General features: G+C 65.7%; 13 protein-coding genes. All 13 read right to left on the bottom strand.

The features are described 5' to 3' along the window. Nucleotides 1–16: 16 nt before the first annotated feature. The 13 genes from paaZ to C4301_RS06715 all read right to left on the bottom strand — a co-directional run bounded on the left by paaZ (nucleotide 17) and on the right by C4301_RS06715 (nucleotide 12,126). The gene (paaZ, locus tag C4301_RS06655; RefSeq protein ID WP_352414318.1) at nucleotides 17–1,999 is read right to left on the bottom strand and encodes a phenylacetic acid degradation bifunctional protein PaaZ; all 1,983 of its coding nucleotides are present in this window, start codon (nucleotides 1,997–1,999) and stop codon (nucleotides 17–19) included. 74 nt (nucleotides 2,000–2,073) lie between these two features. Next, nucleotides 2,074–2,556, bottom strand: coding sequence for a 1,2-phenylacetyl-CoA epoxidase subunit PaaD (gene paaD / locus C4301_RS06660; protein WP_352414319.1), 483 nt, complete (start codon nucleotides 2,554–2,556; stop codon nucleotides 2,074–2,076). After that, nucleotides 2,550–3,302, bottom strand: a complete 753-nt coding sequence (paaC, locus tag C4301_RS06665) for a 1,2-phenylacetyl-CoA epoxidase subunit PaaC (RefSeq protein ID WP_503012402.1) — start codon at nucleotides 3,300–3,302, stop codon at nucleotides 2,550–2,552. The genes paaD and paaC overlap by 7 nt, the downstream gene beginning before the upstream one ends. Continuing rightward, nucleotides 3,295–3,828: a phenylacetic acid degradation protein gene (locus C4301_RS06670; protein ID WP_352414320.1), complete on the bottom strand. Its 534-nt coding sequence runs from the start codon at nucleotides 3,826–3,828 to the stop codon at nucleotides 3,295–3,297. Before C4301_RS06670 ends, paaC begins: the two co-directional genes overlap by 8 nt. A gap of 10 nt (nucleotides 3,829–3,838) precedes the next feature. Next, complete coding sequence (gene paaA / locus C4301_RS06675) at nucleotides 3,839–4,810, bottom strand: 1,2-phenylacetyl-CoA epoxidase subunit PaaA (protein WP_352414321.1); 972 nt, start codon at nucleotides 4,808–4,810, stop codon at nucleotides 3,839–3,841. After that, nucleotides 4,797–5,375: a TetR/AcrR family transcriptional regulator gene (locus C4301_RS06680; RefSeq protein WP_352414322.1), complete on the bottom strand. Its 579-nt coding sequence runs from the start codon at nucleotides 5,373–5,375 to the stop codon at nucleotides 4,797–4,799. The genes paaA and C4301_RS06680 overlap by 14 nt, the downstream gene beginning before the upstream one ends. Nucleotides 5,376–5,438: 63 nt before the next feature. Continuing rightward, complete coding sequence (locus C4301_RS06685) at nucleotides 5,439–5,852, bottom strand: thioesterase family protein (RefSeq protein ID WP_352414323.1); 414 nt, start codon at nucleotides 5,850–5,852, stop codon at nucleotides 5,439–5,441. Continuing rightward, entirely contained in the window at nucleotides 5,849–7,186 is a 1,338-nt protein-coding gene (locus C4301_RS06690) for a phenylacetate--CoA ligase family protein (protein WP_352414324.1), read from the bottom strand. The genes C4301_RS06685 and C4301_RS06690 overlap by 4 nt, the downstream gene beginning before the upstream one ends. Continuing rightward, the gene (gene paaI / locus C4301_RS06695) at nucleotides 7,155–7,556 is read right to left on the bottom strand and encodes a hydroxyphenylacetyl-CoA thioesterase PaaI (RefSeq protein WP_352414325.1); all 402 of its coding nucleotides are present in this window, start codon (nucleotides 7,554–7,556) and stop codon (nucleotides 7,155–7,157) included. Before paaI ends, C4301_RS06690 begins: the two co-directional genes overlap by 32 nt. Then, the gene (locus C4301_RS06700; RefSeq protein WP_352414326.1) at nucleotides 7,553–8,281 is read right to left on the bottom strand and encodes an ABC transporter ATP-binding protein; all 729 of its coding nucleotides are present in this window, start codon (nucleotides 8,279–8,281) and stop codon (nucleotides 7,553–7,555) included. Before C4301_RS06700 ends, paaI begins: the two co-directional genes overlap by 4 nt. Beyond that, on the bottom strand, nucleotides 8,282–10,027 hold the full coding sequence (locus C4301_RS06705; protein WP_352414327.1) for a branched-chain amino acid ABC transporter ATP-binding protein/permease: 1,746 nt from the start codon (nucleotides 10,025–10,027) through the stop codon (nucleotides 8,282–8,284). After that, the gene (locus tag C4301_RS06710) at nucleotides 10,024–11,010 is read right to left on the bottom strand and encodes a branched-chain amino acid ABC transporter permease (RefSeq protein ID WP_352414328.1); all 987 of its coding nucleotides are present in this window, start codon (nucleotides 11,008–11,010) and stop codon (nucleotides 10,024–10,026) included. The genes C4301_RS06705 and C4301_RS06710 overlap by 4 nt, the downstream gene beginning before the upstream one ends. A 3-nt stretch (nucleotides 11,011–11,013) precedes the next feature. Further along, nucleotides 11,014–12,126: an ABC transporter substrate-binding protein gene (locus C4301_RS06715; protein WP_503012403.1), complete on the bottom strand. Its 1,113-nt coding sequence runs from the start codon at nucleotides 12,124–12,126 to the stop codon at nucleotides 11,014–11,016. Between the last annotated feature and the right edge of the window lie 4 nt (nucleotides 12,127–12,130).

Below are 12,130 nucleotides of genomic sequence, written 5' to 3' on the forward strand. Positions count from 1 at the left end.
GGTGTGGCCCGGGCCACTAAGGTCGCTTCTGGACCAGGGTAAGGATGGTGTAGACGGCCACGGGCTTACCCTCCTGGTTCACCACCTCCACGTCCCAGGCCACCACCCCGGTCCTCTCGTCCCGGGGGCGCTTGCTCTTCACCGTCAGGCGGGCCTGGAGGGTGTCCCCCACCCCCACGGGCTCGAGGAAGCGGAGGCTTTCCAGGCCGTAGTTGGCCAGGACCGGCCCGGGCGCGGGGTCCACAAAAAGCCCGGCCGCCGCGGAAAGGACGAAGTAGCCGTGGGCCACCCGCTTGCCGAAAAGGCTCTCCCTGGCCGCAAGCTCGTCCGTATGCGCGTAGAAGTGGTCCCAGGAGAGGTTGGCAAAGGCGGCGATGTCCGCCTCGGTGACGGTGCGCCGGTGGGTGGTGAGGGTCTCCCCCACCTCCAGGTCCTCGTAGTACTTGCGGAAGGGATGCACCCCTGCGGGCTTCTCCGCCCCCCAGGCATGCTCCCCCAAAAGGGCGGTCAGGCTTTCCGGATCGGCCTGGAGGGCCACCCGCTGCAGGTGCCGCTTGACGGCCAAAAGCCCTCCCAGCTCCTCCCCGCCCCCGGCCCGGCCCGGCCCCCCGTGAAGCAGGCGGGGCAAGGGGGAACCGTGGCCCGTGGAGGGTTCGGCCGTGCGGTGGTTCAAAAGGTGGAGCCGGCCGTGATGGGGGGCCAGGCCCCGCACCAGGGCGCGGGCCTCCTCCAGGTCCTCCGTGGCGATGGTGGCCACCAGGCTTCCCCCACCCAGGTTGGCCAGGGCCACCGCCTCCTCCAGGGTCTCATAGGGCACAAGGGTGGCTACGGGGCCGAAGGGCTCCAGGGTGTGGACCGCCCTTTGGAAGGGCTCCTGGGCCAAAAGAAGGGTCGGGGGGAAAAAGGCCCCATCGTCCACCGGATGCCGGTACAGCAAAGAGGCCCCCGCCTTCAAAAGAGCCTCCACCACCCGGCCGACCTCCTCCTTCTGCCTCAGGCTCACCAGGGGGGGTAAGGTGGTGGCCTCCTCCCGAGGGTCGCCGGCACGAAGGGTGGAAAGCCGGCGGACAATGGCCTCGGCCACTTCCTCCACCCGTTCCTTGGGCACGAGGACCCGGCGGATGGCGGTGCACCGCTGGCCAGCCTTGATGGAAAGCTCCCGGAAAACCTCCTCGGCAAACCGGTGCAAAAGGGGTTCCGTAACCCCTCTGCCCAAAAGGGCGGCGTTTAAGGAGTCCGTCTCCGCGTTGAAAAGGACCTCGGGAGGAAGCACGCCCCTAAGGCGGAGGGCCGTGGCCTGGGAGCCTGTGAAGAAGACCGAGTCCTGATAGGAAAGCCGCCCCCACAGGCCCTCGAGGCCTCCGTAGACCACCTGGAGGCTCCCCTCGGGAAGCAGCCTCGAGGCGTGAATCTGCTCCACCAGCCGCGCCGCCACCTGGGCGCTGGGCGTGGCGGGTTTGGCCAGGGTGGGAACCCCCGCCAAAAAGGCGGGGGCGAACTTTTCCAAAAGCCCCCAGACGGGAAAGTTGAAGGCGTTGATCTGGACCGTCACCCCCTCCTTGGGCACGAGGACGTGCCGGCCCTGGAAGGAACGGTCCTTGGAAAGGGGAAGGTACTCCTCCTCCGGGAGAAGCCCCCCCTCGGGAAGGTTCCGCGCCAGGCTGGCGTAGCTGAAAAGCACCCCGATCCCGCCGTCCACGTCGTACCAGGCATCCTTCCGGGTGGCCCCGGCGGTGTGGGAGGCCTCGTAAAGGGCCTCCTTGGACTGGGAAAGGTGCTCGGCGAGCGCTCTGAGAATCCGTCCCCTCTCGGCGAAGGAAAGCCTCCTTAGGGCCTGGCCTCCCTGGCGGGCGTACTCGAGGATGGCTCCAAAATCAAGCCCCTCGCCGCTGACCCGCGCCACCTCTTCCCCGGTATAGGGGTCAAAAACGGGCACCCCTTCGCCGGGGCTCTCGTGAAAACCGCCTAGGATGTAGTGCTGGAGTTTCCGTGTGGGCAAGATCTCCTCCTCTCGGTGTTTCGCTTCGCGAAAGCAACTCGGTGTTTCGCTTCGCGAAGGCAACGCGGACCGGCTCACACCGTTTTCATGGCCTCAAACACCTCTTTGCAGGCCTCGCACTGGTAGAGGGATTTACACAGCGTGGGGCCAAAGGGGTTTTTCAAAACCACCTGCCCGCTCCCGCACCTCGGGCAACGGGGCTCAGCCAGAGGCAGGGCCTCCAAGGGCAGCGGAGGGGCTATGCCATAGGCCTCTAGCTTGGCCCTGGCCGCTGGAGAAAGCTCCTCCGTGCTCCAGGGGGCAAACTCCGTCGCGATCTCCACCTCCTTCGCCCCCGCCGCCTCCAGGGCCTTTCGGATCTCCTCCTGGATGACCCGCAGGGCGGGGCAGCCCGAGAAGGTGGGGCGGAAACGGACCCGTACCCTCTCCCCCGGCCCTTTCCCGCCCTCGAGGGGAAGCACCTCGAGGCCCCGCACCATCCCCATCTCCACCACGGAAAGGACGGGGATCTCCGGGTCCATGACCCCCTTTAAAGCCTCCCAGTACCGCTCTACCATGCCTTGGCCTCCGGGTCCCAGCGGGCCACGGACTGCATCAGGACCACTAAGGGCCAGAGGTGCTCCGTGTGCTCGGACCGGCTCTTCGGGGTGTACCCCTTCTGGGGAAGCTCGAGCCCCAGGCCCTGCAAAAACCCCCTCGCTTGCGCCTCGTACTCCGGCCAAAGCGCCCTAAGGTCCGGCAGATGCCCCGCCTCCACCAAAGCCTCCTCCCCCTCCAGGGGCTGGAAGAGCTGCCGGGCATAGGGCCAGAGCTCCTCCAAGGCCCTAGCGGTTCGGGCGTGGGACTCTTCCGTCCCCAGGGCCAGCCTTTCCACCCACAAGGAGGCGTGCTTGAGGTGGAAGCGCTCCTCCTTGAGGATCCTCGCCGCGGCCTCGGCCAGGGGCAGGTAGCCGCTCTTTTGTGCCTCCTTAAGCCAGAGGTTCTCGTAGAGGTCGAAGAGGTACTGGCGGACCATGGTGTAGGCCCAGTCTCCCTTGGGAAGCTCCACCAAGACGGCGTTTTGGAACGCCAGGGGATCTTTGAAAAAGACCTCCTGGTCGGGCTCCACCCCGTCGATGGCCTTCTTCAGCTCCAGGTAGACCTGGGCATGGCCCAGCTCGTCCTGGGCCAGGTTGGCGATGGCGATGTCCTCCTCGAGGATGGGGGCATAGGAGACCCACTCCGAAAGCCGCTGGGCCAGGACCACCTCGTCGTCGGCCATGGCCCTCAGTTTCTGGGCAAGCAAAGCCTCCAGACTATCCACGCCTCACCTCCTTGGGATGCCGGCCCACCAGGCCGTAATAGGACTGGAGGCGGTAAACCTTCCCCTTGGCGGGCTCAAACCAGCTCTCCCGCACCTCCGGGCTCTCCTCGGTGCCGTAAAGGGCCTCCTCGGGAACCACCCAAAGGGCGAAAAAGGGGCCTGGAAGCTCGAGGAGCGCCTTTTTGACCGCATCCACCGGGTTTTGGGCCACCACCTTGCCCGCCAGCTCCCCGTAGATCATGCTCCGGCGGTTGGAGGCCTTCCGGTAGACCTGGTAGGGCTTCTCCGGATGGCCAGGCACCTCCACCTCCCACCCTCCCTCCTTGAGCGCCTCCTGCGTGACCATGAAAAAGGCGTCCGCGGGGGCAACGAAAAGGGCGTGAGCGGAAGGGCGGCGAACGAAGACGTGCCGGGCCACGAGGAGGGCGTGCTCAGGGTCCGCCGCGTGCACCGAGCCCAGCATCTGCAAGGGTGCGGTGGGGGTGTCCTGTTTGATGACCTCCCAGCGGGGCCACTCGGTATCCATACCGCCTCCCTTAGTCCGCGGCCACGGCCAACCGCCTCCTGCCGTAGGCCTCCAAAGCCTCCCGCACCCACCGCCCCTCCTCGTGCACCCGGCGCCGGGCCTCGAGGCGGTGCCGGTTCATGGGGCCCTCCCCCCCGATCACCTTCCAGAACTCGTCCCAGGGGATGGGGCCGTGGCTCCAGTTTCCCGTCTTTTCGTCGTAGCGAAGATGGGGATCGGGAATGGAAAGCCCCGCGTCCAGAAGCTCCGGAACATGCTCGTTTAGGAACTCCTGCCGGATCTGGTCGTTGGTCTTGGTCTTGATCCCCCAGCGCAAAAGCAAGGGCGTGTGGGGGGAGTCGGTGTCCGGGGGGCCGGCCATCATCAGGGTGGGCCACCACCAGCGGTTCAGGGCGTCTTGGACCATTTGGCGCTGCTTCCGGCTTCCGCGGGCGTAGAGGAGGACCGCCTCCTTTCCCTGCTTGTGGTGGAAGGTCTCCTCCGCGCAGATCCGGACCATGGCCCGGGAGTAGGGGCCGTAGGAGCACTGGGCCAGCATGGTCTGGTTCTTGATGGCCATTCCGTCCACCAGCCAGCCGATGATGCCCACATCCGCCCAGGTCAAAGTGGGGTAGTTGAAGATGTTGGAGTACTTGGCCCGGCCCTCGAGGAGGGCCTCCAGCATCTCCTCCCGGCTTATGCCCAGGGTCTCGGCCGCATGGTAGAGGTACTGGCCGTGCCCCGCCTCGTCCTGCACCTTGGCCAGAAGGATAAGCTTCCGCCTGAGGGAAGGAGCCCGGAGGATCCAGGCCCCTTCGGGGTGCATCCCCACCACCTCACTATGGGCGTGCTGGGAGATCATCCGGATGAGTTGGCGCCGGTACTCCGCGGGCATCCAGTCCCCGGGCTCGATCTTCTCGCCCCGGGCGATCCGGGCCTCAAACGCCTCCAGCCTCTCCTGGTAATCCGGGTCCTCCGGCTGACCTATCCTAAGCTTCACCATCCTCCACCTCCCGTGCGCCTAGGGCGTTCAAAGCCAGGCGCGCGTACTCCTCGGCAAGCTCCTTCAGGGAAAGGGGGCCGTCCTTGCGGTACCACTGGTAGGTCCAGTTGAGGGCGGAAAGGAGGAACAAGGTCGCCAGCCGGGGGTTTTCCACCCGGAAGACCCCCGCCTCCACCCCCTCCTCCACCACCCTTTGGACCAGACGTTCGTACGTGTCCCGCCAGAGGAGGACCTGCCGCCTCTTCTCCTCGGGAAGGAACTTCCACTCGTGGAAAAAGACCGTGGCCGAGGCCTGTTCCTCGGCAATGACCTCGAGGTGCTTTTGGATAAGCCGCCTCAGCTTCTCTACGGGGCTTCCGGAAAGGTCCTCTCCGATGGATAAAAACCGCTCCGCCGCCCGGCGAACGATCTCCACAAGGATCTCCTCCTTGGAGGAGATGTGGGCGTAAAGGCTCCCACCCTGGACCCCCAGGGCCTTGGCCAGGTGGCGGATGCTGGTGGCGTGAAAGCCCTTTTGGCTGAAGAGCTTGCTAGCGGCGGTGAGGATCTCCTGTTTCCGGCTCATAGCTAACGAACGATCGTTAGGATCAGTTTACCGCAGGAATGGGGAGGGGACAAGTGTCCCACCTCACACTCCCTTCCAGCGGGTCAGGAGCCTTTGGAAAAGGGCCTCCAGGCGCCCCTTAGGCAGGATGACCTGCTCCGTCCTCCCCTCCCCGATCAGATCCCCCAGCTCGTTGTAGGCCAAACAGCGGGCGTATACCCGGTTCCCCTCCGTCTTTTCATGGACCGCCACCACCCTCACCCGCATCCCCACCAGGGCGGAGGCCAGGTGCCTCGCCTCCACATAGCTTCCGATCCCATCCTCCCCCTCCTCCAAAAAGGGGAGGATGATCTTCCGGCCCGCCAGCTCCATGTGCTTGACCATCCAGTAGGTGGCGTAGACGGGGTGGACCGGGCCCAGCTCCTCAAAGTTCACCGTCATCTCCGGGGTGACCACGGTCTCAAAAACCGCCTCGTATCCCAAGGGAATCGGCCTCATCTCGGCCTCAAGTCTAAAACGCGCCTCAGCTTTCCCCCCTCGCTCCTGGGAGCCTCCCCCGGGGCCAGGAGGGTCACCTTCATCGAGACGCCGATGGTGTCCTTAATCTTGTGGGCAATCCTCTCCCGCAAAGCATGAAGCCGGTGGTCCCCTTCGATGACCTCTTCGGAAAGGACCTTCCGGTCCACCTCGTTGTAGACCGCCTCCGAGACCTCCACCCTAAGCTCCGCCTCGTCCAGGGTTCCCTCCCGCCTGAGGACGATCTGGTAGTAGGGCTCCACCCCGGGGATATCCTTAAGAACCGCCTCCACCTGGGTGGGGTAGACGTTCACCCCCCGGATGATCAGCATGTCGTCGGTGCGGCCCAGGATGGGACCCATGCGCACATGGGTCCGGCCACAGGTGCAAGGCTCATGGATGAGGAAGGTGAGGTCCCCCGTCCAGTAGCGCAGAAGGGGCATGGCCTCCTTAGTCAGGGTGGTCAAGACCAGAACCCCTACTTTGCCCTCGGGGAGGGGCTCGCCCGTGGTAGGGTCCACCACCTCGGGGAGGAAGTGGTCCTCCCAGAGGTGGCTTCCCTGCCTCTCCTCCACGCACTCGTTGGCCACCCCAGGGCCGATGATCTCAGAAAGGCCGTAGATGTTCGTGCTTTTCACCCCCAGGCCCTCGTCCACCTGCTTCCGGATGGCCTCCGTCCAAGGCTCAGCCCCCAAAACGGCATACTCGAGGGAAAGCGCCCCCGGGTCCACCCCCCGCTTCCGGAACTCCTCCGCCAGGGTCTGGGCGTAGGAGGGGGTGCAGCTGATCACCTCGGGGCGGAGGTCCTGGATGAGCAGGATCTGCCGCTCCGTCATCCCCCCCGAGACGGGAACCACCGTCATCCCCAAGGCCTCCGCCCCCCCGTGCAGGCCCAGCCCTCCGGTAAAGAGGCCGTAGCCGTAGGCGTTGTGGAGCATCATCCCCGGCCTGGCCCCCGCCGCGGCCAGGGAGCGGGCCACCACCTCCTTAAAGACCTGGAGGTCGTTCTTCGTATACCCCACCACCGTGGGCTTCCCGGTGGTGCCGCTCGAGGCGTGGATGCGGGCCACCTCCCCCCTGGGCACGGCGAAAAGGCCGAAGGGGTAATGGTCGCGGAGGTCCGCCTTTTGGGTAAAGGGGATCCTTGGGAGGTCCTCGAGGCCCCAAAGCCCCTTGGGGTCCACCCCGGCCTCGTCCAGGGCCTTCCGGTAGAAGGGGACCCGTTCGTAGACGTACTGGATGATCCGCTTAAGCCTTTCCTCCTGCAAAGCCCTTAGCTTTTCCCTAGGCAGGGTCTCGAGTTCCGGTTGGTACATCCTTCACCTCCATTCGGTAAACCGTTCCGATGAAAAGGGCTACCCTTTCTTGTTCCTCACCTAGACGCAGGAGCTCCACCTGGTAGGTGGCGGTCCTGCGGGAAAGAAACACCTCCCGGGCCACGGCCCGCACCCGTTCGCCCGGCCTCACCGGCCGGAAGAAGTCCATCCGGGTGGAAAGGCCCACCGCCGGGCCCCGGGAGTTGCTGGCCAAGGCAAAGGCGCTGTCTGCCAAGGCGTACAAGAACCCTCCATGCCCGGTGCCGTGAAGGTTCAGGTGAGGTTCCCGCACCACCCCCTCCACCACCGCCTCCCCTGCGCCCAGGGAAAGGGTCTGAAGCCCCAAGGTTTCCATGAACGGGTCCTTCATGCCTCTCCCTCGGATCCTGCCCTTACCCCCAAGTAGGCCTCCACCACCCGTGGGTCGTGCAAAAGCTCCTGGGCCTTCCCCTCCAAGACCACCTCCCCCGCCTCCATCACGTAAGCCCGGTCCACCAGGGAAAGGGCCATCCTCACGTTCTGCTCCACCACCAAAAGGGGGGTCCCCTCCCGCCTGAGCTCCTCCAAGACCCGGTAGATCTCCCGAACCACAAGGGGGGCCAAGCCCAAGGAGGGCTCGTCCAGAAGAAGGAGGCGGGGCCGGCTCATCAGGGCCCGGCCCAAGGCCAGCATCTGCTGCTCCCCCCCAGAAAGCGTCCCCGCCATCTGGGCCCGCCGCTCTTTAAGCCGCGGGAAAAGGGTGTAAACCCGCTCCAGATCCTCCCTGAGCCCCTCCCCCCGCCTGATCCGGGCGAACCCCCCCAGAAGGAGGTTGTCCTCCACGCTGAGGCCGGGGAAGAGGGCCCGCCCCTCCGGAACCAAGACCAGACCCCGTTCCAAAAGGGCCTCCGGGCTTCGATAAGGCATCTCCTGGCCCGCAACCACCACCCGCCCCAAGGCCCGGGCCAGGCCCAGGATGCCCCTCAGGACGCTCGTCTTTCCCGCCCCATTCGGACCGATCAGGGCCACCGCCTCCCCCTCGTCGAGGCGTAAAAAGACGTGGCGGGCCGCCTCCAAGGCCCCATAACGGACGGTGAGGTCCTCCACCTGGAGCACCTAGACCACCTCCCCCAGATAGGCCTCCCGCACCAGGGGGTTCCGCTGCACCTCCTGGGGGCTTCCCTCGGCCAGCTTCTCCCCGTAGTGCATGACCACCACCCGGTCCACCAGGCCCATGACCAGGTCCATGTCGTGATCCACCAGAAGCAGGGTCACCCCCTCTTCGGAAAGCCGCCTAAGAAGCCGGGCCAGCTCCCGCTTCTCCCCCGCCCTAAGACCCGCGGCGGGCTCGTCCAAGAGGAGGAGTTCAGGGGAGGCGGAAAGGGCCCGGGCGATCTCCAAAAGCCGCTGCTGCCCCGCGCTGAGCCGCGCCGCCCGTTCCAGGGCCAGCCCCTCCAACCCCACCCGCCTCAGGGCCTGGTAGGCCGTGGCCAAGAGGGCCTCCTCCTCCTTTTTGTGCAGGCCCAAAAGGATGGTCAAGACCCCCGCTCTGGCCCGGGCAAACGCCCCCAAGGCCGCGTTCTCTAAAACGGTGAGCTCGGGGAAAAGGTGGGGGTGCTGGAAGGTCCGGGCCAGGCCCAACCGGTGGATGGCCTCAGGGGGAAGGCCGGTCACTTCCCGCCCCTTGAAGACCACCCGGCCCCCGGAAGGCGCCAAAACCCCGGTGATGAGGTTGAAGGTGGTGCTCTTCCCGGCCCCATTGGGGCCGATCAGGCCCAGGATCTCCCCCCTTTTGAGCTCAAAGCTCACCCCGTTTACCGCCAAAAGTCCTCCGAAGGCCTTGGAAAGGCCCTCGAGCTTTAAAACCACCTCCCCCCGCTCCCCTCCCGGCCGGGGCAAGGCCCAAGGGCGGTCCAGGCGTGGGGGGCGGACTTGCCTTCTGGGGAAAAGGCCCTCCAAGTAGGGCCAAAGCCCTTTTGGGGAAAGAAGCAGGATGCCCGCCAGGATAAACCCGTACGCCACGCTCTCGTAGTTTCCTGCCCGGCCCAAGAGGAAGGGGAGGAGGTCCTTGAGCCAGTCCTCTAAGGCGGTGATGAGCCCCGCGCCCAAAAGCACCCCAGGGATGCTCCCCACCCCGCCCGCCACGGCCATGATCAGGTACTTGATGCTGGCCTCGAGGGAGAAGGGCGTGGGGTTGACGAAGCGGAGGAAGTGGGCGTACAGAAAGCCCGCCACCCCCGCCAAAGCCCCGGAGAGGAGAAAGGCCCAAAGCCTAAGCCGGGCCGGGCTCCCCCCAAAGCTCGCCGCCACCAACCCCTCCCCCTTCAGGGCCAAAAAGGCGCGGCCCAAGGCGCTTTGCCGCAGGTTGGATAAGGCCAGCACCGCCAGCGCCAAAACCAGGCCCGCGAAGACCGCATACCTCCGTGCGTCTTCCAGGGAAAACCCCCAAAGGCGAGGCGCGGGAAGGTCGGTCAGGCCCGTATGGCCTCCGGTGAGGCCCACCAGGTTGCCCGCCAGAATGAAGACCGCCACCTGCCAGGCGATGGTGGAAAGGGGCAGAAAATGGCCCTTAAGCCGCACCGTTACCCCCCCCAGGACCAGGGCAAACCCCAGGGCCACCAGCACCCCGGCCATAAGGCCCAACCAGGGGGAAAGCCCGAGGCGTACCGTAAGAAGCCCGGTGGTGTAGGCGGCAGCCCCCATGAAGGCCGCCTGGCCGAAACTGGTCATCCCGGCCAGCCCAGTAAGCAGGTAAAGGGAAAGGGCCACCAGGCCCCCGATGGCGAAGAGGACATAAGGGGTCAGGTAGGAATGGGGAAGGACCAGGGGGACCAAGGCCAGGAGAAACCAGAAGGCCCTCATTCCTCCCCCTCCAGCGTCCGCACCCTGAGGCTTTGGTAAAAGAGGGCGGGCAGAAGCAGCAAAAACACCAAAGCCTCCTTGTATGCGCTCGCGTAGAACGAGGCAAAGGACTCAAACAAGGAGACCAAGAAGGCTCCAAAGAAGGCCATGGGGTAGCTGACAAGCCCCCCCAGGATCGCCGCCACGAACCCCTTGAGCCCCAGCATGAAGCCCATGAAGTAGGCGGCGTTGGTCAAGGGGGCAAGGAGGAGGCCCGCCACCCCCGCCACCCCGCTGGCCAGACCCACCGCCACCCTCCCCCCTTCCTCGGGCCGGATCCCCAGGAGCCGGGCCCCAACCCGGTTCTGGGCGCAGGCCAGAAGGGCTTTGCCATACAGGGTCCGGAAGAAGGAGTAAAGCCCAACCACCACAAGAAGGGCGAAGCCGTAAACCAAGAGGGCCTGGCGGGAAAGCCCCACCACCACCTCCCCCTTGAGAAGGGGGTCGGGCCGGTACTGCTCCGGGCCGAAAAAGACCAGGCCAAGGCCCTGAAAGGCCACGTGAAGCCCCACGGCCATGATCAAGTAGGAAAGCACCGTCCCCTCCCGCATGGGCTCAAAGAAAAGCCTGTAGGTGGAAACCCCCAGGGCCAAGACCAGGGCCAGGCTGGCCAGATAGGCCAAAAGGGCAAAGCCCTTGGCCAGGAAGGAAAGGAGGAAAAGCCCCACCCCTAAACCGAGGATGCGGACCCCAAGCCGAGGGAGCCGCCTTTCCAGAAACGCCCAGACCCCCAAAAGGGCCAAGGTGAGGTAGAGCGTCCCGGGAAGCTGCCCCTCCAAGAGCCAGACGTAGGACAGAGGGGCAAACATCATCAGCTCCCCGATGGGGACGAGGATCACCCGGGTCACCGCGAAGACCAGAACCAGGGCCATCGCCAAAAGCCCGTAGACGACCCCGTTTTGCAAAGCGTCCAGGAGGAGGAAGAAAAGGAGGGTGGCGTCCATGGCTTAGCGGAAGGTGCGGATGAGCTTCCAGCCTCCGGAGACCACCTGGACCATCACCGCCGCGTCCTCAAACCGCAGGCCCAGGTGGTCCTCCCGGCTAAAGGAAAAGACCCCATGGGTGGCCACCAGGCCCTTGGTCACCTCGATCTCGTCCCTGAGGGCGCTCCGGAAGGCGGCGAGATCCTTTTCAGGGTCGGCCTTTTTAAGCGCGCGCTCCAGGGCCGGCCTCAGGATCAACCAGGCATCCCAGGCATGGGCCCCAAAGGTGGAGTAGCTCCCGATGCCATACCGGGCTTCGTAGCGCTGGATGTAGTCCAGAGCCACCCGTTTGGAGGGGAAGGTGGACGGAAGCTGCTCCGCCACCAGGATAGGGCCGGCGGGCAGAAAGGTCCCCTCCACATCCCTTCCGCCCACCCGGAGGAAGTCGGGGTTGGCCACCCCGTGGGTCTGGTAGATAAGGCCCTGGTAGCCCCGCTCCTTCAAGGTCCTCTGGGGGAGGACGGCCGGGGTCCCGCTCGCGCCGATGAGGACGGCATCGGGCCTCTTGGCCAAGATGCGGAGGATCTGGCCGGTGACGGAGGTGTCCGTACGGTTGTACCGCTCGCTCTGAACCACCTGCAGCCCCTTGGCCTTGGCCTCCGCCTCAAAGAACCGGGCCCAGCCTTCGCCGTAGGCATCGTTGAACCCGATGTAGGCCACCTCCTTCACCCCCCTGGCCACCATGTCGGCCACGATGGCCCGGGCCATGAGCTCCTCCGTCTGGGGGGTCTTGAAGACCCAGAAGCGCTTGGCATCCACGGGGTGGATGATGTCCTTGCTGGCCGCCAGGGAGATCATGGGCACCTTGGCCTCAGCCACCACGTCGATCATGGCCAAGGAGGCGGGGGTGGTGGTGGTGCCGATGACGGCCACCACCCCTTCCTCCACCAGGCGCCGGGTGTTCCGCACCGCCTGGGTGGTATCCGAGGCATCGTCCAAAATCGTGAACTGGACCTTCCGCCCCGCCACACCGCGCGTACGGTTTAGGAGCTCCTCCAGGATGAGGAGGGTGTTCCGCTCAGGGATCCCCAAGGAGGCCGCGGGGCCGGTGGCCGAGACCACCACCCCCACCTTCAGGACC

The sequence above is a fragment of the Thermus sp. genome (assembly GCF_040290245.1).
In the GTDB taxonomy this organism is placed as follows: Bacteria; Deinococcota; Deinococci; order Deinococcales; family Thermaceae; genus Thermus_A.